Annotated in this window: 34 protein-coding genes and 1 tRNA gene; 12 read left to right on the top strand and 23 right to left on the bottom strand. The window is 61.5% G+C overall.

What is annotated here, in order from left to right; all coding sequences use genetic code 11:
- Window positions 1-258: 258 nt before the first annotated feature.
- Window positions 259-2,316, bottom strand: a complete 2,058-nt coding sequence (locus NKJ67_RS20265) for an OmpA family protein (protein ID WP_352582644.1) — start codon at window positions 2,314-2,316, stop codon at window positions 259-261.
- Between the two features lie 197 nt (window positions 2,317-2,513).
- On the opposite strand from NKJ67_RS20265, the gene NKJ67_RS20260 reads away from it, so the two are divergent.
- Both NKJ67_RS20260 and NKJ67_RS20255 read left to right on the top strand, forming a co-directional pair.
- Window positions 2,514-2,960: a YcgN family cysteine cluster protein gene (locus NKJ67_RS20260; protein ID WP_127318366.1), complete on the top strand. Its 447-nt coding sequence runs from the start codon at window positions 2,514-2,516 to the stop codon at window positions 2,958-2,960.
- A 254-nt stretch (window positions 2,961-3,214) separates the two neighbouring features.
- The gene (locus NKJ67_RS20255) at window positions 3,215-3,571 is read left to right on the top strand and encodes a hypothetical protein (RefSeq protein WP_127326311.1); all 357 of its coding nucleotides are present in this window, start codon (window positions 3,215-3,217) and stop codon (window positions 3,569-3,571) included.
- A 243-nt stretch (window positions 3,572-3,814) separates the two neighbouring features.
- On the opposite strand, the gene NKJ67_RS20250 is transcribed toward NKJ67_RS20255, so the two are convergent.
- On the bottom strand, window positions 3,815-4,525 hold the full coding sequence (locus NKJ67_RS20250; RefSeq protein WP_127809630.1) for an SIMPL domain-containing protein: 711 nt from the start codon (window positions 4,523-4,525) through the stop codon (window positions 3,815-3,817).
- 135 nt (window positions 4,526-4,660) lie between these two features.
- Between NKJ67_RS20250 and NKJ67_RS20245 the strand changes: the two genes are divergently transcribed.
- Window positions 4,661-4,736: transfer RNA gene (locus tag NKJ67_RS20245), tRNA-Ile, on the top strand.
- Between the two features lie 57 nt (window positions 4,737-4,793).
- Here NKJ67_RS20245 and NKJ67_RS20240 read toward each other — a convergent pair.
- Genes NKJ67_RS20240 through NKJ67_RS20230 form a run of 3 tightly spaced genes read right to left on the bottom strand, consistent with a single transcriptional unit; the run spans window position 4,794 to window position 6,917 of the window.
- A complete protein-coding gene (locus NKJ67_RS20240) occupies window positions 4,794-5,861 on the bottom strand; it encodes a tyrosine-type recombinase/integrase (protein ID WP_352582641.1) in 1,068 nt (355 codons plus the stop codon).
- 5 nt (window positions 5,862-5,866) lie between these two features.
- A complete protein-coding gene (locus NKJ67_RS20235; RefSeq protein WP_352582639.1) occupies window positions 5,867-6,118 on the bottom strand; it encodes a hypothetical protein in 252 nt (83 codons plus the stop codon).
- 46 nt (window positions 6,119-6,164) lie between these two features.
- The gene (locus NKJ67_RS20230) at window positions 6,165-6,917 is read right to left on the bottom strand and encodes a hypothetical protein (RefSeq protein WP_352582637.1); all 753 of its coding nucleotides are present in this window, start codon (window positions 6,915-6,917) and stop codon (window positions 6,165-6,167) included.
- 266 nt (window positions 6,918-7,183) lie between these two features.
- On the opposite strand from NKJ67_RS20230, the gene NKJ67_RS20225 reads away from it, so the two are divergent.
- Window positions 7,184-7,429, top strand: coding sequence for a DUF982 domain-containing protein (locus NKJ67_RS20225; RefSeq protein ID WP_352582635.1), 246 nt, complete (start codon window positions 7,184-7,186; stop codon window positions 7,427-7,429).
- A gap of 5 nt (window positions 7,430-7,434) precedes the next feature.
- Here the strand turns inward: NKJ67_RS20225 and NKJ67_RS20220 are convergent, their stop codons facing one another.
- The 6 genes from NKJ67_RS20220 to NKJ67_RS20195 are packed head-to-tail and all read right to left on the bottom strand — an operon-like array spanning window position 7,435 to window position 9,403.
- Window positions 7,435-7,752, bottom strand: coding sequence for a hypothetical protein (locus NKJ67_RS20220; RefSeq protein ID WP_352582633.1), 318 nt, complete (start codon window positions 7,750-7,752; stop codon window positions 7,435-7,437).
- Window positions 7,749-8,141 carry a hypothetical protein gene (locus NKJ67_RS20215; RefSeq protein ID WP_352582631.1) on the bottom strand — a complete coding sequence of 131 codons (393 nt, stop codon included), beginning with the start codon at window positions 8,139-8,141 and terminating at the stop codon, window positions 7,749-7,751. Before NKJ67_RS20215 ends, NKJ67_RS20220 begins: the two co-directional genes overlap by 4 nt.
- The gene (locus NKJ67_RS20210; RefSeq protein ID WP_352582629.1) at window positions 8,138-8,341 is read right to left on the bottom strand and encodes a hypothetical protein; all 204 of its coding nucleotides are present in this window, start codon (window positions 8,339-8,341) and stop codon (window positions 8,138-8,140) included. Before NKJ67_RS20210 ends, NKJ67_RS20215 begins: the two co-directional genes overlap by 4 nt.
- Window positions 8,338-8,562 (bottom strand): hypothetical protein, encoded by a 225-nt coding sequence (locus NKJ67_RS20205; RefSeq protein WP_352582627.1) that lies wholly within the window; start codon window positions 8,560-8,562, stop codon window positions 8,338-8,340. Before NKJ67_RS20205 ends, NKJ67_RS20210 begins: the two co-directional genes overlap by 4 nt.
- The gene (locus NKJ67_RS20200) at window positions 8,559-9,068 is read right to left on the bottom strand and encodes a hypothetical protein (RefSeq protein ID WP_352582625.1); all 510 of its coding nucleotides are present in this window, start codon (window positions 9,066-9,068) and stop codon (window positions 8,559-8,561) included. Before NKJ67_RS20200 ends, NKJ67_RS20205 begins: the two co-directional genes overlap by 4 nt.
- A complete protein-coding gene (locus tag NKJ67_RS20195; RefSeq protein WP_352582623.1) occupies window positions 9,065-9,403 on the bottom strand; it encodes a hypothetical protein in 339 nt (112 codons plus the stop codon). The genes NKJ67_RS20200 and NKJ67_RS20195 overlap by 4 nt, the downstream gene beginning before the upstream one ends.
- A 120-nt stretch (window positions 9,404-9,523) precedes the next feature.
- On the opposite strand from NKJ67_RS20195, the gene NKJ67_RS20190 reads away from it, so the two are divergent.
- A complete protein-coding gene (locus NKJ67_RS20190) occupies window positions 9,524-9,703 on the top strand; it encodes a YlcI/YnfO family protein (protein WP_352582621.1) in 180 nt (59 codons plus the stop codon).
- Between the two features lies 1 nt (window position 9,704).
- Here the strand turns inward: NKJ67_RS20190 and NKJ67_RS20185 are convergent, their stop codons facing one another.
- The 11 genes from NKJ67_RS20185 to NKJ67_RS20135 all read right to left on the bottom strand — a co-directional run bounded on the left by NKJ67_RS20185 (window position 9,705) and on the right by NKJ67_RS20135 (window position 16,957).
- Window positions 9,705-10,721 (bottom strand): hypothetical protein, encoded by a 1,017-nt coding sequence (locus NKJ67_RS20185; RefSeq protein ID WP_352582620.1) that lies wholly within the window; start codon window positions 10,719-10,721, stop codon window positions 9,705-9,707.
- 2 nt (window positions 10,722-10,723) lie between these two features.
- Window positions 10,724-11,029 (bottom strand): hypothetical protein, encoded by a 306-nt coding sequence (locus NKJ67_RS20180; protein WP_352582618.1) that lies wholly within the window; start codon window positions 11,027-11,029, stop codon window positions 10,724-10,726.
- Entirely contained in the window at window positions 11,026-11,424 is a 399-nt protein-coding gene (locus tag NKJ67_RS20175) for an HNH endonuclease (RefSeq protein WP_352582616.1), read from the bottom strand. The genes NKJ67_RS20180 and NKJ67_RS20175 overlap by 4 nt, the downstream gene beginning before the upstream one ends.
- Before the next feature lie 198 nt (window positions 11,425-11,622).
- Window positions 11,623-12,456 (bottom strand): hypothetical protein, encoded by an 834-nt coding sequence (locus tag NKJ67_RS20170; RefSeq protein ID WP_352582614.1) that lies wholly within the window; start codon window positions 12,454-12,456, stop codon window positions 11,623-11,625.
- A gap of 25 nt (window positions 12,457-12,481) precedes the next feature.
- Complete coding sequence (locus NKJ67_RS20165; RefSeq protein WP_352582612.1) at window positions 12,482-12,709, bottom strand: hypothetical protein; 228 nt, start codon at window positions 12,707-12,709, stop codon at window positions 12,482-12,484.
- Window positions 12,709-13,719, bottom strand: coding sequence for a phage recombination protein Bet (bet, locus tag NKJ67_RS20160; RefSeq protein ID WP_352582611.1), 1,011 nt, complete (start codon window positions 13,717-13,719; stop codon window positions 12,709-12,711). The genes NKJ67_RS20165 and bet overlap by 1 nt, the downstream gene beginning before the upstream one ends.
- A 2-nt stretch (window positions 13,720-13,721) precedes the next feature.
- Window positions 13,722-14,816 carry a flagellar biosynthesis protein FlhF gene (locus NKJ67_RS20155; protein WP_352582609.1) on the bottom strand — a complete coding sequence of 365 codons (1,095 nt, stop codon included), beginning with the start codon at window positions 14,814-14,816 and terminating at the stop codon, window positions 13,722-13,724.
- A 73-nt stretch (window positions 14,817-14,889) separates the two neighbouring features.
- Entirely contained in the window at window positions 14,890-15,240 is a 351-nt protein-coding gene (locus NKJ67_RS20150; protein WP_352582607.1) for a hypothetical protein, read from the bottom strand.
- The gene (locus tag NKJ67_RS20145; RefSeq protein WP_352582605.1) at window positions 15,237-15,410 is read right to left on the bottom strand and encodes a hypothetical protein; all 174 of its coding nucleotides are present in this window, start codon (window positions 15,408-15,410) and stop codon (window positions 15,237-15,239) included. Before NKJ67_RS20145 ends, NKJ67_RS20150 begins: the two co-directional genes overlap by 4 nt.
- Window positions 15,407-15,817, bottom strand: a complete 411-nt coding sequence (locus tag NKJ67_RS20140; RefSeq protein WP_352582603.1) for a hypothetical protein — start codon at window positions 15,815-15,817, stop codon at window positions 15,407-15,409. Before NKJ67_RS20140 ends, NKJ67_RS20145 begins: the two co-directional genes overlap by 4 nt.
- 417 nt (window positions 15,818-16,234) lie before the next feature.
- Window positions 16,235-16,957 carry a helix-turn-helix domain-containing protein gene (locus NKJ67_RS20135; protein WP_352582601.1) on the bottom strand — a complete coding sequence of 241 codons (723 nt, stop codon included), beginning with the start codon at window positions 16,955-16,957 and terminating at the stop codon, window positions 16,235-16,237.
- Between the two features lie 84 nt (window positions 16,958-17,041).
- Here NKJ67_RS20135 and NKJ67_RS20130 point away from each other — a divergent pair, with 84 nt between their 5' ends.
- Genes NKJ67_RS20130 through NKJ67_RS20120 form a run of 3 tightly spaced genes read left to right on the top strand, consistent with a single transcriptional unit; the run spans window position 17,042 to window position 18,367 of the window.
- On the top strand, window positions 17,042-17,248 hold the full coding sequence (locus tag NKJ67_RS20130; protein WP_352582599.1) for a YdaS family helix-turn-helix protein: 207 nt from the start codon (window positions 17,042-17,044) through the stop codon (window positions 17,246-17,248).
- On the top strand, window positions 17,245-17,937 hold the full coding sequence (locus tag NKJ67_RS20125) for a hypothetical protein (protein ID WP_352582597.1): 693 nt from the start codon (window positions 17,245-17,247) through the stop codon (window positions 17,935-17,937). The genes NKJ67_RS20130 and NKJ67_RS20125 overlap by 4 nt, the downstream gene beginning before the upstream one ends.
- Before the next feature lies 1 nt (window position 17,938).
- Window positions 17,939-18,367, top strand: a complete 429-nt coding sequence (locus tag NKJ67_RS20120; RefSeq protein WP_352582595.1) for a hypothetical protein — start codon at window positions 17,939-17,941, stop codon at window positions 18,365-18,367.
- 2 nt (window positions 18,368-18,369) lie between these two features.
- On the opposite strand, the gene NKJ67_RS20115 is transcribed toward NKJ67_RS20120, so the two are convergent.
- Window positions 18,370-18,618, bottom strand: coding sequence for a hypothetical protein (locus tag NKJ67_RS20115; RefSeq protein ID WP_352582593.1), 249 nt, complete (start codon window positions 18,616-18,618; stop codon window positions 18,370-18,372).
- 101 nt (window positions 18,619-18,719) lie between these two features.
- On the opposite strand from NKJ67_RS20115, the gene NKJ67_RS20110 reads away from it, so the two are divergent.
- The 4 genes from NKJ67_RS20110 to NKJ67_RS20095 all read left to right on the top strand — a co-directional run bounded on the left by NKJ67_RS20110 (window position 18,720) and on the right by NKJ67_RS20095 (window position 21,319).
- Window positions 18,720-20,090, top strand: coding sequence for an MT-A70 family methyltransferase (locus NKJ67_RS20110; RefSeq protein WP_352582591.1), 1,371 nt, complete (start codon window positions 18,720-18,722; stop codon window positions 20,088-20,090).
- Window positions 20,087-20,227, top strand: a complete 141-nt coding sequence (locus NKJ67_RS20105; RefSeq protein ID WP_352582589.1) for a hypothetical protein — start codon at window positions 20,087-20,089, stop codon at window positions 20,225-20,227. The genes NKJ67_RS20110 and NKJ67_RS20105 overlap by 4 nt, the downstream gene beginning before the upstream one ends.
- Window positions 20,224-20,376 (top strand): hypothetical protein, encoded by a 153-nt coding sequence (locus NKJ67_RS20100; RefSeq protein ID WP_352582588.1) that lies wholly within the window; start codon window positions 20,224-20,226, stop codon window positions 20,374-20,376. Before NKJ67_RS20105 ends, NKJ67_RS20100 begins: the two co-directional genes overlap by 4 nt.
- Before the next feature lie 544 nt (window positions 20,377-20,920).
- Entirely contained in the window at window positions 20,921-21,319 is a 399-nt protein-coding gene (locus NKJ67_RS20095; protein ID WP_352582586.1) for a hypothetical protein, read from the top strand.
- Window positions 21,320-21,338: the final 19 nt, after the last annotated feature.

Below are 21,338 nucleotides of genomic sequence, written 5' to 3'. Positions count from 1 at the left end.
AGGCCGCCACCGTTTGCAAGACAAAAAACCCCGCCGAACAAGGTCCGGCGGGGTTCAATGCGTCCCGCTGGAGTCGGGACGGGGCAGGGAACGCCCAGCCCCGAATCTGGGGTGGCTGGGCCCGCGATTCAATGAGCCGTGTCTAATGCCCGTACAATTCTTGTTGAACCCGTCACATCCATCCATCCCCGGCGGTGCCGGGGATGGATGTTTCTCGTGCCGATTCCACAAACCGGGTCATGGTTTTGAAATCATGACCTAATTGTTGCTGGCCACAGGTGCCACCAGCGAGGTGATGCGGCGAATGCCGACGCGCCGGTTCTCGCGGTTCGGCGCCGACGTATTGACCTTCAGATACTCCTCGCCATAGCCCTGTGTCGTCAGGTTCTCCGGCGGGATGCCGAAGGCGTTGGTCAAGGCCTCGGCCACCGATTCTGCGCGGCGATCGGAAAGAGCCAGGTTAGCCTCCGGTGTGCCGACGGCGTCGGTGTGACCTTCGATCAGGAAGGTCTCGGCAGGGTTCTTCTTCAACAGCTTCTCCATGGCCGTCGCGACGCCCTCGAGCTTCTGCACCTCGGTGTCGGAGATCGAGGCCGAGCCGAATTCGAAGTTGAGCGTGTCGAGATCGACGCGCCGTGCGATGTCGCGCACGCGGGCCGAACGTTTGACCTCGTCGATCGAGTAGAGGCGCTGGACCTTCTCCACCGGTGGCTGTTCGAGGAAGGTGTAGTAGTCGTCCGGATCTTCGACATCCTCGGAGTCCAGAATGTACTCCTCGCGCGGGATTGTCAGCCGCATCGGCGGCAGATCATCGCCGGGATCGCGCCAGTCGCTGTCGTCCTCATAGTGCCGCTCATCGACATAGCTCAGCACATATTCGCGTCCATCCGGCGCAATGCGCGAACGCTGGATGACGTCGCCATAGCGGTTGCGGATGGTGACGATCTGAACACCGTTGTCACGCTCGACGATTTCCCGGGTGCGGTCGCCCGACAGATCCTCATAGTAGACGTTCCTGGCGCCGCGGGTCATGCGCGGGGCGTCATTGCTCTCGACGAATGTCTGGTTGTTGAACTGCAGGATGACGCGGTCGCCGAGTTCCCTGACGACGTCGACGCCTTTCGGACGCCGGCGGTCACGGACGTTCTCATCGGGCGCACGCTCTACGCGCGTGCCCTTTTCCTCGGTCACCGGCGCGATCTTCTCGGGCTTGATCTCCTGTTGTGCGGCCCTGTCGTCGGTGGGCGGCGGACCTTGGTCGATGGGAGCAGCCACCGGCTTGCGGCCCTGATCGCCACCTTGCTGGGCATTTTGCCCGCCATTCTGCTGCTCGCCATCCTGGGGGACGATCTTGTCGCCCTGCTTGCGGCCGCCTCTGCGCTCGGCGTCCTTCTGGCTGTCCAGGATGGGAGCGGCGTTTGGATCGGCCGGTGCTTCGCCTTGCACCGGGTTTTCGCCCTGTGCCGGTGCTGCCGTCTCACTATTGGCCGGTTGTTCGCCGGTGGCTGGCTGTTCGGCTGTGGCCGGCTGCTCGCCAACAGGTTTCCTGACACGCTTCTTCGTCGTGTCCTGGGGCTGCTCGCCCTGGGCCGCGGGCTGTTCGCCGGCAGGGGCCGTCGCCTCTCCAGCGGGAGCCTCTTTCGGTGCCGGGGCGACTTCAGGTTGGGCCTGCTGGTCCTGCCTGTTCTTCTTGCGCGGCTTGGTCTGCTCGCCGGGCTGGTTGTCGTTGGCCGGTTCCGCCTGGTTGGCCGGCGCCTGCTCGGTTTGCTGCTGCTGGTCGCGCTTCTTCCTGCGTGGCTGCTGTTCCTCGGCTGGCGCTGCCTGTTCGGCCGGCGCCTGCTCGGTCTGCTGCTGCTGGTCGCGCTTCTTCCTGCGCGGCTGCTGTTCCTCGGCTGGCGCGGCCTGTTCGGCCGGCGCCTGCTCGGTTTGCTGCTGCTGGTCGCGCTTCTTCCTGCGCGGCTGCTGCTCCTCGGCGGGAGCGGCCTGTTCGGCCGGCGCCTGCTCAGCCTGCTGCTGCTGGTCGCGCTTCTTCCGGCGTGGCTGCTGCTCCTCGGCGGGCTGTTCGCTCTGGGCAGGCGCGGCCTGCTGTTCAGGCTCGGCCTTCTTGCGCTCGCGCTTCTGTTCGGGTTCCGCCTGCTGCTGTTGTGCGCAGGCTTCGCCTTCGGCGCATGCTGCTTGCGCCAGGATGAATGGGGCTGCCGTGCGCTGGGCAAGGCCGGACGCGACACTTCCCTGAAGCGGGAACGCGCCCAACGGCGCGGATGCCATAAGCAGGCCGAGTGCCGTGCCTGCCAGAATCCGTGGTTGGCGTTTCATCGAAATTCTCCTTGTGGGGTCCCATCCTTGCCGAAACCGATCTTGTGCCGATTGGTTCCAGTCTGGCACGGATAGAGGCCGTACGGGGCGATTGACCGACCTTTTGAAGGCAACTTCATGTCATTCACCTGGCGATAGCCGCAATTGCGACCATTGCCGCGCTTGACCTTGCCCGCGGCTGGGGCCACATCCCGGAAATGGAAACGCCATTCTGGAAAACCAAGGCGCTGGAGGCGATGAGCCCGGCCGAGTGGGAATCGCTGTGCGACGGCTGCGGTAAATGCTGCCTTTCGAAGCTTGAGGACGAGGACACCGGCGAGATATACTGGACCAGCGTCGGCTGTCGGCTGTTCGATGCCGAGACCTGCCGCTGTTCGGACTACGTCAACCGGCTGGCGCGCGTTCCCGACTGCGTCGGGCTGACGCCACAGAATGTGCGAACCATCAGCTGGCTGCCCAGCACCTGTGCCTATCGGCTGGTGGCCGAGGGCCGCGACCTCTACTGGTGGCACCGGCTGGTGTCGGGCAGCGCCGAGACCGTGCATGAAGCCGGCATCTCGATGCGCGGCCGGGTCAAGGCGAGCGAAACCGATCTTGCCGAGCCGGAAGACTATTTTGACTATGTACTGGACGAGGAGCCGTAGGACCAGCGGCGGTGAGCAAGAGCCTCGCGTTTGAAGACATTCGGCCAATCCGCGGGGTCGGAACCGGGCGCCGAGTCAGGCGTTCTGGCCTTCACCGAGGGCTGGGGACGACGGCGAATGGCGGGAACTTTCCTTTTCCCGCCATATGAACCGGAGATGAACGGCAGGTTCGTAAAGAGTTCAGACAGGCAGGCGCATTCTCCCACCATCGGTTCACGAGGACGGGCGAAGGCCCGCAAAAAGGAGAGAAGACGATGTTCAACACGATCAAGACGGCAGCCCTTTCGGCCCTGGTCGGTCTCGGCACGCTGGCGGCCGTTCCCGCTCACGCCGACAGCCTCTATCTCGGCTTCGGCAACAACAACGATCCGCGTTTCGGCGTCTATACCGGTGACGACGGTTATCGCCATCGCCGTGACGAGCGCCGTGGCAACTGGCGCCGTGGCTGCTCGCCGGACCGCGCCCTCGACAAGGCCGAACGCATGGGCCTCCACCGCGTCCGGATCGTCGACGTCAACCGTCGTACGGTAAAAGTGGCGGGCCGCCAGGATGGCGACCGTGTCGTGGTGGTGTTCGCCAATGAGCGCGGCTGCCCGGTCATCTATCGCTAAGCTCGGGTTTGGCCGATCAAGAGGCATGATCCTCTGCAAGGATCAGCCGGCGGCATGATCTTCTACGAAGATCAGCCGGGAGACACAATCTTCTGCGAAGATTGGTCTGGACTAGCCGAGCCCCTTTCCGTTTGAAGGGTGTGGCTCGAAAAAACCCGCGGGAGCAATCCCGCGGGTTTTTTCATGCACGCTATTGGTTGATGATTGCCGTGGCCAGGCTCAGCCACGGATCGTCAGAGCCGCTTATTTCAGCTCGAAGGTGACGGTGACCTGCACATTGTAGGCGTTCTCACCGGCCTGTACCGGAGCCGCGCCGGCCGCGGCATCGAAGGCTTTGGCATTGATCGGCATCGGCGCCGGCCTGATGTTCTGGTCTGTGATCTCGAGCACCCGGCCCAGGCTGACGCCGGCGGCTTCGGCCAGCGTCTTGGCCTTGGCCATGGCGTCGGCGACCGCCTTCTTGCGCGCCTCGGTGACCGTGGCTGCCGGGTTGTCATTGGTGAAGGCAATGCCGCCGCCCTGATTGACGCCTAGCGACACCGCCTTGTCGAGGACCTCGCCTGTCTTGTCGACGTCGCGCACCCGCACCGAAAGCGTGTTGGTCACCTGGTAGGCGACGAGTTCGGCTTCCTGACTGCCGTCCGGCTTGTTGGTGTAGTTGTAGCGCGGGTTGATCTGGATGCCAGCGGTCTGCAGATCGCGGTCCTTGATGCCGGCGGACTTCATCGCCGCGATCACGGCGGCCATGGCGTCATTGTTGGCATCGAGCGCGGCGCGCGCGGTTTTGGCCTCGCGCATGACGCTCAGCGTCAGGACCGCCAGATCGGGGGCTACGGTTGCTTCGCCTTCGCCCGACACGATGATGCGGGGCGGCGTCGGCAGATCGGCGGCTCCAGCCATCGCCGGAAAAGCGATTGCAGTGGCGAGCGCGAGAGGCAAAAGATGTCTGGTCATGAAAATCTCCTTGGTCTGCGATCAAGTCGCAAGGGGTCGCGTAGAGCGCGATTATGGGTTGATTTGGGCGATCTGCGGAAGCCCGTCGGGAAAGCCTTGTGCCGCGATGCGAAAAACATTAATCCAGCCCGCGTGGGGCCTGTAGCTCAATGGTTAGAGCCGGCGGCTCATAACCGCTTGGTTGGGGGTTCGAGTCCCTCCGGGCCCACCACTACCCACCTGCTGTGCGGGTTAGACGGTAGCGTAGACAACCCGGTTAGACAATCGGTTAGACAAACCGCTTCAGCAGCTTCGACATGCCGTCCACGGCCAGTCGCTCCTGCTCCGCGTCCTTGCTGTACAATTCCACATGGTCCAAGTCGTCGTGGCCAAGAATCCCGGCTGACTGCTTCGACGTGGCGCCCTCCTCGGCCAGGTATTTCCCCAGCGTCTTTCGCAGGCCATGCAGGGTGCATCCGGGCCCCATGTCGGCCATCTTCGTCCAGTGCGCCATCATGCCGGTGAGAGACTTCTCCGAGAACGAATTGCCATAGGCGTTCGAGATTATGGTATCGGTTCGCCGGGGCAGGTCGGTCAAGGCGTCTCTCAGCATCGGAAGCATGAGCAGGCGCAGCACCTTGCCTGTTTTGGCCTGCCGCACCGTGATGCGGTCCTGCTCGAAATCCACGTCTGTCCAGAGCTGGGATGCCACGTCGCCGCGCCGGTTGCCTGTCCAGAGCGCCAGTGCATAGGTCGCCCTCGGCATTGTGCCGTTCGGCCACCGCGTCTCGAACTTGGCGCGCTCCTTCTCCGTCCATGCTCGCCAGCCGGCATATTCCGGCCGCCAGCCGATCTTCAGAGACGGGTCGTATTCGATCCAATCTTGATCCAAGGCTTCGGTGATCAGCCGCCGAACGGCGGTTAGAATGTGCTTGGCCTTGTGTGGCGTCTCGCCATGCTCTTTCAGGATCAGCTTTACGTGCCGGCGCCGGAGGTCCGAAACGGGGATCTTGGCCCATAGCGTCGGGTCGTCCTCGGCAACCTTCGAATTGAGGAATTCCTTGGTCAGGCGCTCGTTCTTGTATTTCGTCGCCTCGTCCAGCTTGCGCCACTCGATGCCCTTCTGGACAAGCCTCCAGGCGTCGGCGAAGCTCTTGGGGAGGATTGCTCTCGGATGGGCGACGATTTCCGCCTGACGGGGCTCCCTGCCTTCCACAGCGGCCGAATAGGCCTCCTCGAAGGCTGGATGGCCGGGCGATTCCGGCAAATAGATGGACTTCCCCGCTCGCCTGAAGCGATATCGGGTCGTGCCGTGCCTGTCCTCGAACGGCGAGACGTAGGGGTATCCATCCATCATCGCATCTAAGCCGCACGATTGCGCCCCGACAAGATGCGATCGATCTTGTTACCATCATCCCCAGGCAGATCGGTGAAAAAGGCGTCAAGCTGGATGCGATCCCATAGGGCCCGGCTATTGGCGCGCTTCGGTCGCGGCATCCGGCCATCGGCCACCATCTCATCAAACAGCGTCGGGCCCACGCCTATGTAGCGCGCAGCTTCCTCTCGGTTGAGCCCGCGTGGCGGATAAGCGATGTTGTCGGGAGTCCGCGTCACCTAGCCCTACTCCCTGCTCTGCCCTGGTATGGGGATTGGTGGAGGGTCATTGGTTCGCGAACTCGGGAGAAGCGGCCGGCAGGATTGGCTCTGGGAATGCCTTGAGCAGTTCCGCGCGCCAGAAATCGCGGCTCTCATACCAACTCGGCCCGACACTCTCGACCGCCGCCGGGTCGCGGTTGTCCTTGAAGTACTCAGCCAGCTTGTCAGGCGCGGTGAAGCGCTGCGTGAAGCGGTGATGCGCGTCCATGTCATCGCCGTGCAGGCTTTGAGCGTACTCAAACAGGCCGCGATAGTGGCCAATCTCTACGGCCTTCCAGCGGTAATAGTCGTCACGAGCGCGCGCATTGGTCTCATCTTTGTTCAGGCGCTCAATCGCGCGGTCCACGGCGATGGCGTAGACCTGCTGCTGAACCTTGGTGAGGAATTCACGGCGGTCGGTATCGGTGAACCCTGGTTCATTGTAGCGCCGCGCAAGCTTTTCCAACAGGGCAGCACGGGCGTCGTCATCGCTGATGATCCCCTCGGCAAGTTCCTCCGGCGTGATGCGCGCCAGCAGAAATTCAACGAGGTCATCGATCGGCAGATTGATCGAGCCGCTTTCGACCGTCATGTTCGGGAAGGTGCTTTGCGGGTCGCTCTTGGCGTAGTATTTCCGCTGCGCCGTGACTTCGCCGTCTTCCCAGACGGTGATCTGGAATTCGTTCAGAGCATGGACGGTACCCTTACGATCATTGTTGATAAGCTCATGTTCGACTTTCAGGGTCGATGGCCTGTCTTGATAGCGGTTGAGAAACATCGAATTTTCCTTTGAAAAACAATAGCATATTTGGTAGGTTAGCTCTACAAAAACCGCCTATCGGTGCCCATGTTTGCCCCACTTTTCGCGCCGCGGTGCCCATACTCGGGCGCGGATTTTGCGGGTTTCCTCGGCACTCTTCGGAACCGGCCTCTTCCGGGGAGATTTCAGGGGAGGACCATCGTCAAGGCCGGAATTGTCGGCGCGGTGGTCGTGTGTGAAAGTGGTTTCAAAACCACAGGCTTGGCAGATCACAGGGCACCCCCATGCTGCACCGCTTCAAACGCCCCGTAACCATCCGCTGGTCGCGCGGCATGCAGGGCATAGGCGATGTCCACGCCGCCTTGGAAGCCATGCGCAACTGGGTGAGCGAGACTGATACCGTCACCCCGGAGATTGCAGCAGCCTATGTTGTCTGTGCAGAGGTGCTGGATGGGACTAGACCTGCTGAAGATGCTCGTGAAGCATTCGTTGCGGCTGCAAGGGGGATGGGGAAGCTGCGGGGTGAGTGAGCGGGTCATGGGCGCTCACCACCGTCAATTGGCAGGAAGGTTTTCGGGTCAAGTTCTGTCACGGCATCGGTGATCTGGATTGCGCCGCGCACCTTCCAGCAGTGCCGGCATTTCGAGCACTGGCCATTCAAGTTGATATAGCTGCCGAACTCGTGAATGCCACCCGCCCGGTTTAGGCGCCCGCTCACAACGTCCCAAACGGTGAACGCCTCCATTGTCTCAGAAAGGGAGATGTCTTTCGACTTGCATTTGGGGCAGCGAATCTTGGTTGTCGCTGGCGTGAAGCCCCCGTTAACCGCCTCTGGGAAATCTGAGCGCTTCAACGTCCCACCTCCTCATCCAGGAGGGAGGCGGGAATGCGACCTAGGTGTTTTGCTACATTCAGAGCGGCGCCGTGCTTCGGTCCGCTGCCCGCCATAGCCCGCTCGACATCGTTATGCGCTCGCTGATCTGGATTGGTCGAACGAACGGCGCCATGAAAGCACAGCTTGGAATGCAGATATGCCATCCACAGATTATCGCGTTGGCCCGTAATCCGCTCCAGTTCCACCCTCATCTCGGCTAGCGCTGTGTCCTTGGAGGCGAGGGTGTCGGCGGCGAGCCATATGATGCTGTCTTCGTAGGTCAGTTGCTCGCCGTTCTCGGCTGTCACGGTTTCGGCCGTCGCCTTCGCAAACTCGCGTAGCCGCTGTATCAGATCGGCGGCGCTCATTTGCGCACCACAGTGGTTTTCGACCACCGCCCATCTGGCTGCTTGGCAAAGCCTGCATCGCTCAGAAGCTCTTGGCATCGATAGAATGCACGCCAGCCAGCCTCGTAGGCTTCGTGAGCGCCGTCAAACAGCGGCTCGCCAGACTGCGCATCCCAAAAGCCTTCGCTATAGGCTGGGTCTTCCTGTACGCGCGCGTTCATTCCGTCCCCCTGTTATTCTGAGATAGGGCGGAACGTCCGGCTTCGCTTCTTTCGAAGCAGCTCGGCCAGCCGTTGCCGCCGTACTTTGTCAAAAACCCCTTGTTCACCAAGCCGGTCAAGGCGGCCATGGATGGGTCGCCAGCAAGCGTTCCATGCCAGCTACGGAAGCCTCTTTCGTATGTCCATTCCCATGCTTCACGCTGTGCTTCGGTCAGCTTCATGGCTTTGGCTCCCCAGCAGTAGAGGCGGTGGAGAGCCGGTCGAGACGTTCGATTTCAGCGGCTATGAGAGCGCCGGCCTTGACGAGATTGCGGCGCGGGCTGGAGGGTTTCCACCAAGACAAATCCCAAGGCCACATGCGATTTTCGATGTCATACGGGCCGACTGTCGCGCTTCGGATGTCGGCTAGGGCGTAGCAAGCGGCTGCGCGCGCCATCTCGCCTTTATCGTGATCGTCATCGTGCTTAGCGGTCCAGCCCTCAGCCTCAATCTGCCGGCGGCGTTCCGCTGCAACGTCGGCAATCGCTGGGTCCAGCACCATGCCTGGCACTCCATCCCCTGATGGTGCGGTGGAGAGAGCTGCGACCGACGCAATCAGGTCTTTGACCCGCAAGCGCAACTCAGCCTTCGGGTCTCCTGCCCCGATCGCCATTAAGAGGAAATCGAGTTCGTCGCGAATTCCTTCAAGCGCTTCCGTAGTGGTGTGTGTGGGTTGGGTGGGGGTCATGCTGCACCGCCTTTTGCCCACGAGGGGCAGTCACAGGAGATATGCAGCATCGCTGTCTTCTGACGGTATTCGAGCAGGAAATTGAACATGGTGAGGAAGTTAGGACAGTTGGGGCGCAGCCAAGCGCCGCTTGGGCCGAATGCCAAGTCGACAGTGCGCTGCTCTCGCGGCAAGCCCGCCAGTCCGCGCTGCATGGCGGCAATTTCTTCAGCGGAGACGTAGAGCCTGCCTCTGGCGTCGATTTCCTCCAAGCGAGCCCTATCGCGCTCGATCTGCTCAGTGGTCCGGTGGACCTTCTTCACATTGACGCCGGGGAATGGTGCGGAGCGGCTCATTTCATCCTCCAATGTAGTTTCAGAGGTTGAACATATAGCCGATATCGGATAAGGTCAATAAGCGATATCTCTTTGGAGGCGAAATTGACAGGATTAACGATATCGGATACCCCGGCACGCATGGGGCGCCCACCACTGAACGAGAAATCCAACACGAAGCTGACGCCTGTGCGCCTGACTGAGGAGATGCGTGCGCAGATCGCGGCGCTTGTCGGGCCGAACCGCATGGCCGAGTTCATCCGCGAAGCCATCGAGCGCGAGATCAAGCGCCGCTCACGGCAGTCCAAGGAAAGCGAATAGCTCATGGCTTCGCCACCCCATCCGTATCTTGGGCGGAAAGGGCGGCGAGGAGAGAGGCCCGAAGCGCGGGTATTAGCCAAATCTGGCAGTCTCCTTTGGTGAGACCGTCAAGATCCATGCCTATGGATTTGGCATAGGCCGCCAGCGCAGCATCGACCATCGCATCTGTAATCCTGGCTGGTTCATCGTAGAATTCTTCAGGGCCAACCGTCATTGGTGATGTCTGATCGGGGTGAGGTTTCGCAAGGCAGGCGCTGTCCTCCCCACCCTTGGTGGCCGGGATGATGGAAGAGAGGGCGACGCGGATGGCGATGGCGGCTTCGTCGCAAGTCATTTGCGTGCCGGGCAACATCACGTGTTTGCGCTCTGGCTTTTCCCAGTTCGCCAGCATGCGATCAAGCTTTTCGCCCAGCCCCTTCACGGGAGAAGCGAAGCCGGACATTGCGAAATCGCGGTCTGCGTTTTTCTCGACATCGTGCGCCGTGATGAACCACTGCGGCTCTGGATGCCATTCGGTCGAGCCATACCAAATCGACCGTGGAACGATCTTGCGAACGGCAAACTCGCCGCGCCAATTCGTGTATCCGATTTCTACCGGCTCCTCGCTCGGTGCTGCTGCTTCCTTCGCCAAAGGCCCGGCGAACGTGTACCAAGTGTCTCCGGGCTGGCATTCTGAACTGAGGCCGTGCACGGCGGGGTCGAAGGGTTCGCCCTTGATGAGGCCGTGTTTCAGGGCCAACTCTTGGATGATATCTCCGCCATCACACCCTTCCCAACTGTCGCGGATTATTTCGCGGGAGAAGGCATCGAGGCTCGGTGCCACTGCTCCCTGACTATGGATAGCGGAGAGGTAGGCGCGGATGGCGATTGCGAGCGAGTTGTCGCCGTCTCGACCTCCGGGACGGTTGCCAACCCATGCCGCCTTATAGGCCGCTGCGGCAACTTCCAGCCCCTTCTCATTGAGCACCTGGCTTTCTGGATGGGTGCCGGAGAGGGCGGTTTCGGATTCGTGGGTCATCGTCACATGAACCTCACGCCAGTAACCGGGACGGCGCCAGCGTCACCTTCGCGCGCAAAGAAATGCTTCTCGCCGTCTTCCGTCTGCTCGGGCCGAAGCCAGAAATGGCAGAGTTGCTTGTGAATGGGCTCACCATCGAAGGACTCGCTGACTGCTTCGGATATGTCGGGGCCAAACTCGGCGAAGGCTTCAACGATCTCCGCCGCCGCATTCGGGAAGCCGGCAAAATCGAGATGACCTTCCACGAAAGCGGAATGGAGGTCTCCGTCTTCAGTGATCGCGGCTGTCCATTTCGGTGCGTCATTCATAGGCTTGTCCTCACTGCATAGAGCGACCGGCGCGGGCTGGCGTGCTGCTTCGGTGCTGGTTTCTCGGATTTTGGCGGGCTGGCGATTTTGACCTTGATCTTGGTCTTCATGCCCATGAGCGATTGAGCGACGGTCTTTGCCGCAGTCGGCGTATCGTGGTTGGCCGTTTTAAAACGATGGCACCGGATGCAGACAGCCGCGCAGTTCTCCAGGCTGTTGTCGTGCGAGTTGGCGTCCAGAATGATATGATCGTATTCGATGCCGTGAGCGAGGCCGGCATGACAGCGCTGACCGGGACCAAGGCCATACCACTCGCCGACTGCCTCGCAGCGCATGTTGGAGCGCTTGAGTGCGGCCTTGCGGGTCTTGGTGGTGAACTCCTTGCGGTTGGCCATGTCAGCGGCGCCCCACAGATGCCCGCAGGGAGGCGTTTGTCGCGGCCTGCAACATTCCAACCATCGGCCGGAACTCGCGCCTGTGCTCCCTCCTGTCGGCGATCTGGGCCATAAGCGCGGCTCGGCGACGCTCGGCGATGCGCACGGCGCGCTCCGACCGCTTGCGGGCGATGTAGGCGAGGAAGGGGCCGAGCGGGTTCACAGCAAGCCCTCCATGAACTTCTTGCCGGCGTCGGCCTTCAGTTCACCCTTGATGATTTTCGCCGCGGTCTGGAAAGCCTGGGTGACGACAAGCGGGAAGCCAGTCAGATGCTCAGTCCACAGCGGCTTCATGCCGTCGAGGTTTTCAAGACGCTCCTGAACTGTCAGGGCGTTGTCGCCGGCCAACTGCAGCAGCTTGCGCACCATCTCGGCCTTCAGGCCTTCGGTGTTCATCTGCCGGGGGTTGACCATGGATTGTTCGACGGACGGAAGCGCATCCGGTTCTACCGGTGCTTCAATGCCTCCGTCCGTCGTGCCGCTCTCCTGGGAGAGGGAATCGGCAGCGACGACGTTGGGGTCGGGGGACGGGGCGTCGTCGCTGCCTTGGCCGTCCAGAGAAGGGGCAACAGCGCCGGACGGATCTTCAATTTCATCTTCGCCGACGTCGGCGGACTCGGCTGATAGCGTCTCAGGGTTGACGCCGGTGATGTCTTGCAACAGCACCATGGCCTCCTCATAGAAGGCGGTGTATTCCGGGTCGTCCATGCCGGTCGTGCTCTTCAGATCGACACGCAGCTTGCCATCGACGGTGAAGAACGCATCGACGATGCCGAGCTTCAGGCGGATGGCCTTGTGCAGGTCTTCCGCGGTGCGCTGCTTGACCGGGCAATTCTTGATGACCTGATGCAAGATCGACCAATATTTCCGCTCGAGCTTGCGGTTCTTGACCTGGGTGATCTGGACGTTGACCGTCGATCGGTTGCGATAGGTCGACAGGCGTTCCTGCTCCCATGCGGCGGCCGGGACGAGATGACCGTTCTCGACGATCATCCGAAAAGCCGGGGCTTCGTTCGCCTTAGCCATTGACTGCCTCCAGCGCGACCGGCGAGCCGTCCAAGAACGTCAGGCGATCGTCGGCTTCCGTGGCGGCGCTCGTGCTGCCCATGCCATACCGGACGAAAACGATATTCGCGCCGACGTTGACAGAGGTGACGGTGCCTTGCTCGCCCTTGGCGCCGGGATAGCTAGCGGTGTAGACGACGGCACGCCCGACAAGCGGATGATTGAAATCCGGGCCGCCCATCACTTCGCTCCTACGCGCTGGACATGCTTGCGCTTGATCGACGTGGCGAGCGCCTGGTTGTCCTCATCGCCTTCGAATTTGGCGAGGGGATCGAAGTCATTCCAGATTTCGGCGATGTCAGCTGCCGTGGTGGCGGCGCCCATCGTTTCATCAAGCTTGGTGAAATAGTCGCCAAGCGTTTCGGTCTCGTCGACAATGGCGTCTGTCGCCTCGCCGGTCTCGGTCACCACCTCGCGCTCGTCGATGATCTCTTCGACCTCAGCGTCGACGACCTTGTCGGATGGCGGCACGGGAGGAACCGGCGGCTTGGGCGGCTGAGGTGCGCTTGTGCGCTCGCTGGCGTCGTGGTCGATCACGCGCCCTTCCATTTCCTCGGCCGCGTACATGCTGCCGACTTCCTCGGGGAAGGCCTTGCGCAGACATGCAGCCTCGACGCATTTGTCGATCTGGCCGCGCGGACGCTTGGTCCACATTTCGTTCGGCACTTCTGTCTTGCCGACGGTGGCGTAGGTTTCCTCCCAGAAAATCTTGGTGTGGAAGGCCGCCTTCTCGCCATGCACCCAGCGATAGACGATGACGCTGGCCCATTCGGGATAGCGGAATTTCTTGGTGAAGACTTCGGTGCCGACCTTGCGCTTGTTCTCCCACTTGTCCTTTTCGCCGGTGAACTCGCGCTCGATCATCGGGCCAAACACGACCTCATCGATGCCGCCGTAATCGCCCGTGCGCGCCGCCGTGGTGCGAATCTCGGAAATCCCAGGCCAGACGGTCTCGACCATCCGATTGAGCGCCGACGACCACATAGGAACGATGTGGACGGGCTTCTTGTAGATATCGAGTTTCCGCGACCGGCAGTAAGCCAGCGCCATGGCGACGGCTTCGCCGCTCTTGGCGCTCGGGAATATCTGGTCGACCAGCACGCGCCAATCGCTCAGGGTTAGGCTGAACTCTTCGGCGACTGCCGGCGCAAGAGGCATCGACGGCGCATTGAGGGTGGCGACAGCGTTCATGATCAGATGACCTTTTCCTGTTCTTTGACTTCCATGCCATCGAACGGCATGCCGGCCTTGGCTGCGCGCTGCGCCAGCCTGTTGATCTCCGCGATGAAATCGGGATGCTTCATGGCGACGAGTGCGGCCGCGGCCTTGCCGTAGTCGACGACGACGCCAACCTTCTCGGTGCGCAGCGACGTCTTGGCGCCAGTGCGGCCGACAGAGACGGAGCGGGCCTGTGCTTCGCGTTCGGCATCGGCCAGGCGCTTGGCGGCATCCTCTGCCGTCTTGCGCAGCGCCTCGGCTTCCTCAGCGCTCGGGCCGTCATCGGGCGGGCCAACGTCGGCTTCCCGCGCCGATGCCGCTTCTTGGGCCACGCGGGCGGCCTCAGCGGCATCCTCAGCCTCTCGGCGTATCTTTGCCGCCTCAGCCAAGGCCGCTTGCTGGCGGGCGTTCTCCTCGTCGCGCTTCTGCTTGAGGAATGCCTCGACGCCACGCCGCGCCTTGTCGATCATCGCGGCGGTGTCGCTCTCCTTATCGTGCGCGAGGTAACGATACTTGTCGTCAATCTCACGCTCATGCAGCAAGACCGGCGCCTTCTCCTCTTTGAACATGGCAACGGCGCGCGACTTGATTTTCATGATCCGGTCTTTCCAGATCGACACGCGATCAGCATCAGCCTGGGTCTTGACGCCTTTCTTCAGGGCCTCCTCAAGCTGTTCCTTCTCGCCGATGTATTCGATGCGCAGAGCTTCGAATGGGTCGATGTCGCCGCTGTTGTCGCCAATCGGCGCAGGCGGTTCGTCATCGAACCCGCCGCCGGCCATCGCCTTCTCATAAGCGGCATGCTCGATCGGGAAGCGGCAGGCATAGGTCCAAAGCTGTTCGACGTCGCGAACCTCGCGACCGGCCCTGTACGCCAGCCAGGCGCCGCCCTCGTCGATCCAGATGGCAGCCGGCTCCCATTGGCCGTCTTTGCCGCGAACGCGATAGTAGCCCTGCTGTGGCTCGCTGTGGATGGGTCCGAAGTCACCGCGGAGGGCGCTCTGCCACCAGGCCCAACGCGAGACCAGTTTGGCGGTGACGTCGCCGATCGATTGGAATGTGTCGTTCATTGGAAAAGTCCTGCGAACAGAGGAGCGGTGAAGGCAAAGGCGGTGAGGAGGAGGAAGTCCCGGAGCGGCCACATCAGGCGGCGTCCGAAACTGGCGCGGCCTCGATGGTTTCTGGCTCTGGCTCGATGATGGGGGCGACGCGCTGGACGAAACGAGCGGTCCATGTCGCGTACTCAGTTTCCGAGAAAGACACCCACAGGCAGTCGCCATTGACGGCCAGCACCTCGGCGTGGCGCGAACTCTCGGTCGGCAGGATCACGATGTCGCCGACTTCGAACGCCGCGCGGTCCATGGTGAGGTTGGCAATCGGCACGTAAATGTCGTGGTATGGCTCGATCTGGACTTTGATCTTGCCGTCGAACACATGATCGCCGGCAACGACGCCTTTGACGGCCACGATGTCACCCTTGCGGAACTTGGTCATTCGTCATCTCCATAATTGTCGAGAAGGTCTTGCTTGGCCTCGGCCTCAGTGCGGCCCCAGCCATGCGGGCTGCAGTCGGCGCCGACGTCATCGAAATGAGCGCACCAGTCGAAATCACGGATCGGAATCGGCGGGTAGACGTGGCTGCAAACGATCGGGCGTTCCATCACGAAACCCTCCGCAGCGTTGCGATCTGGCGATCCTTCTCAGCCTTGCGTGCCACGACATCCATGCGGCCCGGCGCATAGTCGAGGGCAGCCCGCTCGGCCTCGATCGTCTCGATCAGCCGCGCCTTCTCAGCCGCCGTCATCCGCATCAGCGAGGCGATTGCCTCATCATGCGCGGCCTGTGCCATCGCGGCTTCAGCCAGCCGATATTCGATATCCTCGACGCAAGCCTTCAGCGCCCGTGAAAAGCACCAGTGCGTGGCGCGGTGGCCGATCCAGGCAATGAAGTTCGTGCCGTCCTTGGAGATGGCGCGGGATTCGTGGCCCAGCGTCACCGTCCAATAATTCTCGCGGGTTTCTTCCCATGTTGCAGCTGGCGTGGTCGGGAAGGTGTGGGCTGCGGTGTTCATGGACTTGTCCTCTTTGCGTGAGGAGCTTTGTACAGACTAACTATACATAGCGCAAGGGGCTGTGCGAAAAAAGTTTAGTAGAACTGGACACGATGGATCGAGCCGCGCTATACACCCGCCGTCGCTTCAGCGTGGCAGCGTTCTGCTCACCGGGTTTGGAAGTGATTTGCGCGGGGGTCGAAAGTCCTACGGCGCGCCCGGAACTGAGGACGGACATGCCGAGAGGGTGGCCTGCGAAGCGATAGCGACCGACGACGGTTCAAGCGCGGAGCAAACGACAAAGGCTTGCCGAACTTCTATGAGCTTTGGCTTATAGGGGGAGGGGGGTCTTTGCCTCGCTCCGCTCCTTCCTCTGGTTCAAGGCGAAAAGGTGCCTTGTCCTGAGAAGAGTTCCAAGGGAACCTTATCCTGAGAACTTCAGACCTTATGGAACGGATCTACGAAAGGTTTTGCCAGCGGGCGCCGGCGAGCGATCGGTGACCACTTCGCGATCACAACGTCGGTTATCGTGACCTCGACGTCCTCGTTGCCCTCGACCTTGATGTCCTGCTGCCATTCGGGGTCGAAGCTCTCCGGCCGCAAAACCCATTCTCCTTCAGCAAAAGCAAGGGTCTTGGCCGTGTATTCGGCTTTCCCGTGCTCCAGCCGGCGAACAATCACCAGGTCGCCCTGCTCGGGCTTGATGTCGCCTGCGAAGATATCGACGGCGTGAAGGTATTCGCCGTCGTCCGCCACTCGATTAATAGATGTGCCGATTACTTTGTAGAGACGCTGTGCATGTGGCGGATAGTCGGGGTGCGCGGCAACTGGCTGGGTCGGCGTGTTCAGGTTCTTTCCTGTGAAGTCGGCGTTGCCTTCCCTCCACAGCCCGGCGGCCACCTCGCCAACTACGCGAAGCCCCACTTTGTCGGTGCCGATCTCGCCGCCGTTCAGAAGCCAGTAGAAATCTGCCTTGGTCACGTTGGCGATGGCCACAAGCGTGGCATGACGCGGCCGAATCTCTCCTTTTTCCCACTGTGCCACCGCGCTGCGCGTCTTGTGGACGGCGTTCGCGAGATCTTCCTGGGTCATCTTCGCATCGCTGCGGGCTTTGAAGATTCGGGCATTGAGTTCCATCGGCGCAACATATTCGTCGTCCAAATCACAATCTCCGATAGTCTCACTTGACGGGCTGTTAGTTAAACTGTACATGACGAAGACCGAAGCAAATTTGGTTGTGCAGATATGACCCCGTCTCTCACTGGAATGGACGCCGTAAAGGACAGGATGCCGCTCGCCAGGCTGGCGCGCGAAATTGGCATCACCCGCGGAGCTGTCGCGCAGTGGGAGAAAGTGCCGGCAGAGCGCATCGGTGACGTCGCTCGAGTCACCGGCATTCCGATGGAGCGTTTGCGGCCCGATTTGTTCGAAGCTTCGGGGCAGGCAGCGTGAGCATCCAATTCGCAAAGCCGGACGATTACGCCAAGTCGTTGCCGGCCAACATAGGGGCCGCTCGTCTCCCGCAAACCTATGAGAGCGCAAAGACCGCGCTGGCAAATTGCGCATCGATCGACGAGTGCCAGACATGGGCCGATAAGGCGGCGGCTCTCGCCTCCTACGCCAAGCAGGCTGACGACGACGAGTTGATGAAGATGGCGACGCGCATCCGCGACCGCGCCATCCGTCGGGCGGGCGAACTGCTGAAGCAGATAGAACCTCAACACGGCAAAAACCAGAACATTGGTGGGGACGCCACCACCAAAGTTCTCACCAGAAAAGACGCGGCTGCTGATGCGGGGATGTCCCGCGACCAGATGCACACTGCCTTGCGCGTGGCCAACGTCCCGCAGGCAGAGTTCGATAAACAGGTCGAAAGCGCCAACCCGCCAACGGTCACCGCGCTGGCAGAGCAGGGGAAGAAGCCGGCGCCAAAACCAGTCATCGATCTGCAAGGCCGCGACCCGGGCGAGTTCAATCGCTCCCTGCACTTCGTCGCGGAATTCGAGGACTACGCCGCCGCAGTTTCCAAGTTCGACCTCGAACTGATCTTGCCCGCCCTGACGCCGGAAGAGGTCAGTCGCGTGCGTGTCGCCATCACCACAATCGATGCGGCCCATGACCGCATTATCACAAGGATCTGACATGTCGGAAACCAGTGTCTATTCGGAAGTGCGGAAGATAATCGCGGACAAGATTGCCGCCGGTGAAATCGTCATCGTCGATTGGCTCACGCATGAAATCGTAGCCGGCAAGCCAGGGATCGAAGGGACGGATACCGAGTTCTACCGAGTCTGCGCCTACACGCACGTGAAGGACTTGGTGAAGCGCTGCGTCGGCAAGTATGACGCTCGGCCCGAGACGGATCGCCAGCTTACACTTGCCGGCTTTGAACACCTGCAGGTCGCCTACACAGTCGACCGGGAAGGGCGGGTTACCCTTGTCCCGGTCGATCAGCTTTCCGATTCCGAAATCATAGGCAGAGCAAAAGCCTACGATCTGATGGCGGAAGGCTGCCGGGCTCATGCCCGTGAGCTTCGTTCCTATCTTCGCGAACGTCGTAGCGCGGCGTGACATCAATGCGAACCCGACCGCAAAGCCTTGCGAAGATCCCGCTCCAGATCACGAGCGGCATCGATTGGCATAACGAGGCGAGAGACTATTCGGCGCTCGGCTCCGTCGTAGCCAACCACGGCGAAATCATCGAGCGCAACGATGCGCACAAAATGCTCTGTCACCTCAACTTTCGTCACAGTCACGAAGCGCGTCCAGACTGTGTCCGGTTCGGTCATGTTCGGCGGTTCGGTAGGATCGTGTTCAGACATCGGTCAGTTTCCCATTCGCTGCCGTTAATCGCTGTCTCGGTGGCGGATACCCCAATGGCGGGGTGCAACGTCGCCATTGGGGAACAATTCGGGGTGGCGGCATGAGCCTCGCCCGTGAATTCGTCAGCACCACCAAGACCGAAGCGCAGAAAGCGTTGCTGGTCGGCAAGCCGGTCACCACCAAGGAAGTCGTTGTCGCCACGATTACCGGCAAACTGCCTGGTATGATCAAGGACGCCGCCCGCAAGCTTGCCATGGCCTCGACCGCCGCCGAAATCCTCGACGCCCGAGACGCCGCCAAGATTTCCTACACCACGGCGCAGATGGCCGGGCGCATCGCCAAGGCGAAAGGCGCGCATGATCAGGTTGTCGCCGCCGCGCACCGCGCGCAGGCCGACGCGCTGGAAATCGAGGCTGCGGCCAAGCGCCGGTTGGCCGATGAATACGATGGCGCCCAAGAGCGCGGCGAAATCCAGAAGGCCGGCGGCAATCGCAAGATCAAAATTCCAGACGGGAATAATGATCCCGCCACCGCCGCCGAGATCGGCATCCCGAGCAAAGAAATCCACGACGCCCGTCAGATAAGGGATGCCATCGCAGCGAACCCGACGGCCGTCCGTGACGCGCTCGATCAGATCCTGAAGGAAGGTGACGAGCCGACGCGCGCCGCCCTCCGCAAGGCCATCGGGCCGGCGGCGAAGTATGTCCGCGCCGACGAGCAAACCGCCAAGAAGGAACGTCGCGGCGAGCGCGAAATCGAGCTCGCAGCCAAAATCCACGCACTGCCCGGCAAGCGCTACGGCGTCATCGTCGCGGATCCGGAATGGCGCTTCGAACCTTACAGCCGCGAAACCGGTATGGATCGCGCTGCCGACAACCATTACCCCACCAGCGCTCTCGAAGAGATCATGGCGCGCGACGTCGGGTCGATCGCCGCTGACGATTGCGTGCTGTTCCTCTGGGCAACGGCACCGATGCTGCCGCAGGCCCTGCAGGTTCTTGCGGCTTGGGGCTTCGTCTACAAGACGCACGCCATCTGGTTCAAGCAGCGGGCCGGCGACGGCAGGGGCACCGGATACTGGTTCCTCGGCGAGCATGAACTGCTGCTTGTTGGCGTGCGCGGCGATGTCGTGGCGCCCGCTATGGGCACGCAGGCCCGGTCGGTCTTTCTGGCGCCTATCGGCGGTCATTCGGAGAAGCCTGACGTCGCACTCGAGATCATCGAATCGTATTTCCCAAATCTGCCCAAGATCGAATTGAACCGGCGCGGACCTGCGCGGCCTGGCTGGGACGCTTGGGGCAACGAAGCTGAAGAACAGCATTTGCCAAGCGGCGCGGCGGCGTGCGCGGTGAATAGCCCGGCGGTGACCTCCGCCGCACCGTCGGGCAACAATTCCCATGCAAAGCCCTTGGCTGAGCAGGACAGCACGGTTGCCCCCGCACCGTCGGAACAAGTCGGGGCACTCGCATGAGCCAGGTCTGGCCGATGCTCGCTGTCCTTGGGCTGCTGATGTCGCAAGCCGGGACGATGCTGATGCTTCATCGCCTGCAGCGCCGCGTGGCAGCGTCCGAGCTTCGCGAACTCTATCGGGATCGGGGGGTTCTATGAGCGCGATCTGGACGCAAGACGGAACGGTCCTCGTCTTCGATGCTGAGGTCGGCACCGCGTCCGGTCGCAGTGAGCATGAAGCCTGGGAAAAAATTGAAGCGCGCAAGGCGACGAAGCGGGTCATGCGCAACACCGGGAGGCGCCTGTGAGGCCCGCCGGCGCAACCAATCTCAAATGGTCGATGTCCGACGTCGACTTTGTCGTCGGTCTCGCTCGCTCCGGTCGGACGGCATCTGAGATTGTCGAGCGCGTGAGCGGCAGAGGCATCATCGCTTCACCCGAGGAAATTCGTGAACTGTGCTGGCAATCGGGGCTTACGGTGCGCTCGGCGCCGAGGTTGGCCCGATGATCGCCGCGGCATTCCTACTCGGCATAGGCGTCGGCTGGGCCGCTTCGCGCTACGCAATCGCGAAGCGTGAGACCCAGGCGGACGAGCTTCGGTTTCTTCTCGCCCCGGTGGTCCAGCACTCCGTTGAAGACGCTGCGCGTCAGGCCGGGTGCTGATGAAAAAACATCGTCATCATTTGCCGCGCGGGGCGGAAATTGGCGCCCCCCAAACTGTAGCTCCAACTGGACCGACCTCTGAGCCTGCAAGCGTGCGGTTCGATCCATTGGACATTCCTTTTCTACCGTATTGGCCGGAGATTCCGGCTGGTTCCCAACGATCAAAAGGTAACTCGTTGGGGTTCAACAATGAAAGACAAGAGAGTTGGCAAGTTTGCCAAAAGTCATAGCGAGAGTGAGATGAGTACGACCGCTCTACACAAGGGCCGCGAATATTACGACGCCTTGATGGATGCCGAATATCGCGGGCGGAAAGACAGAAATGGATCGGCCAGGTCTCGTTTGGCCGACGATCTCGGAGTGAACGAGAACAAGCTTCTCCGGCTTGAATACAAGATCGAGGAGATGAGGGACATCGGGGGTGAGCTCTACCGCCGTCTTCGGATTTGGTACGAGGCCATCTGTGAAGGAAACGAGGCCGCAGCGCTGCAAATGCGCGAAGAACGGCTCCAACTGAAGGCAAGACGAAATGCGGTTCATCGCAGGCCTGGTGATACGGGCGGCAGAGAAAATCATGCTCGTGATTGAGCGGGCGAGGCAGAGGAAA

The organism is Mesorhizobium sp. M0088, from assembly GCF_040322895.1.
Lineage (GTDB): Bacteria > Pseudomonadota > Alphaproteobacteria > Rhizobiales > Rhizobiaceae > Mesorhizobium.
This window is presented reverse-complemented; position numbering and strand designations above follow the sequence as displayed.

Bases quoted from the DNA above. Each gene is read 5' to 3' on its own strand.
- NKJ67_RS20265 (WP_352582644.1), bottom strand. From the start codon at position 2,316: ATGAAACGCCAACCACGGATTCTGGCAGGCACGGCACTCGGCCTGCTT.
- NKJ67_RS20260 (WP_127318366.1), top strand. From the start codon at position 2,514: ATGGAAACGCCATTCTGGAAAACCAAGGCGCTGGAGGCGATGAGCCCG.
- NKJ67_RS20255 (WP_127326311.1), top strand. From the start codon at position 3,215: ATGTTCAACACGATCAAGACGGCAGCCCTTTCGGCCCTGGTCGGTCTC.
- NKJ67_RS20250 (WP_127809630.1), bottom strand. From the start codon at position 4,525: ATGACCAGACATCTTTTGCCTCTCGCGCTCGCCACTGCAATCGCTTTT.
- NKJ67_RS20240 (WP_352582641.1), bottom strand. From the start codon at position 5,861: ATGATGGATGGATACCCCTACGTCTCGCCGTTCGAGGACAGGCACGGC.
- NKJ67_RS20230 (WP_352582637.1), bottom strand. From the start codon at position 6,917: ATGTTTCTCAACCGCTATCAAGACAGGCCATCGACCCTGAAAGTCGAA.
- NKJ67_RS20225 (WP_352582635.1), top strand. From the start codon at position 7,184: ATGCTGCACCGCTTCAAACGCCCCGTAACCATCCGCTGGTCGCGCGGC.
- NKJ67_RS20215 (WP_352582631.1), bottom strand. From the start codon at position 8,141: ATGAGCGCCGCCGATCTGATACAGCGGCTACGCGAGTTTGCGAAGGCG.
- NKJ67_RS20210 (WP_352582629.1), bottom strand. From the start codon at position 8,341: ATGAACGCGCGCGTACAGGAAGACCCAGCCTATAGCGAAGGCTTTTGG.
- NKJ67_RS20205 (WP_352582627.1), bottom strand. From the start codon at position 8,562: ATGAAGCTGACCGAAGCACAGCGTGAAGCATGGGAATGGACATACGAA.
- NKJ67_RS20200 (WP_352582625.1), bottom strand. From the start codon at position 9,068: ATGACCCCCACCCAACCCACACACACCACTACGGAAGCGCTTGAAGGA.
- NKJ67_RS20195 (WP_352582623.1), bottom strand. From the start codon at position 9,403: ATGAGCCGCTCCGCACCATTCCCCGGCGTCAATGTGAAGAAGGTCCAC.
- NKJ67_RS20190 (WP_352582621.1), top strand. From the start codon at position 9,524: ATGGGGCGCCCACCACTGAACGAGAAATCCAACACGAAGCTGACGCCT.
- NKJ67_RS20185 (WP_352582620.1), bottom strand. From the start codon at position 10,721: ATGACCCACGAATCCGAAACCGCCCTCTCCGGCACCCATCCAGAAAGC.
- NKJ67_RS20180 (WP_352582618.1), bottom strand. From the start codon at position 11,029: ATGAATGACGCACCGAAATGGACAGCCGCGATCACTGAAGACGGAGAC.
- NKJ67_RS20175 (WP_352582616.1), bottom strand. From the start codon at position 11,424: ATGGCCAACCGCAAGGAGTTCACCACCAAGACCCGCAAGGCCGCACTC.
- NKJ67_RS20170 (WP_352582614.1), bottom strand. From the start codon at position 12,456: ATGATCGTCGAGAACGGTCATCTCGTCCCGGCCGCCGCATGGGAGCAG.
- NKJ67_RS20165 (WP_352582612.1), bottom strand. From the start codon at position 12,709: ATGGGCGGCCCGGATTTCAATCATCCGCTTGTCGGGCGTGCCGTCGTC.
- bet (WP_352582611.1), bottom strand. From the start codon at position 13,719: ATGAACGCTGTCGCCACCCTCAATGCGCCGTCGATGCCTCTTGCGCCG.
- NKJ67_RS20155 (WP_352582609.1), bottom strand. From the start codon at position 14,816: ATGAACGACACATTCCAATCGATCGGCGACGTCACCGCCAAACTGGTC.
- NKJ67_RS20150 (WP_352582607.1), bottom strand. From the start codon at position 15,240: ATGACCAAGTTCCGCAAGGGTGACATCGTGGCCGTCAAAGGCGTCGTT.
- NKJ67_RS20140 (WP_352582603.1), bottom strand. From the start codon at position 15,817: ATGAACACCGCAGCCCACACCTTCCCGACCACGCCAGCTGCAACATGG.
- NKJ67_RS20130 (WP_352582599.1), top strand. From the start codon at position 17,042: ATGACCCCGTCTCTCACTGGAATGGACGCCGTAAAGGACAGGATGCCG.
- NKJ67_RS20120 (WP_352582595.1), top strand. From the start codon at position 17,939: ATGTCGGAAACCAGTGTCTATTCGGAAGTGCGGAAGATAATCGCGGAC.
- NKJ67_RS20115 (WP_352582593.1), bottom strand. From the start codon at position 18,618: ATGTCTGAACACGATCCTACCGAACCGCCGAACATGACCGAACCGGAC.
- NKJ67_RS20110 (WP_352582591.1), top strand. From the start codon at position 18,720: ATGAGCCTCGCCCGTGAATTCGTCAGCACCACCAAGACCGAAGCGCAG.
- NKJ67_RS20105 (WP_352582589.1), top strand. From the start codon at position 20,087: ATGAGCCAGGTCTGGCCGATGCTCGCTGTCCTTGGGCTGCTGATGTCG.
- NKJ67_RS20100 (WP_352582588.1), top strand. From the start codon at position 20,224: ATGAGCGCGATCTGGACGCAAGACGGAACGGTCCTCGTCTTCGATGCT.
- NKJ67_RS20095 (WP_352582586.1), top strand. From the start codon at position 20,921: ATGAAAGACAAGAGAGTTGGCAAGTTTGCCAAAAGTCATAGCGAGAGT.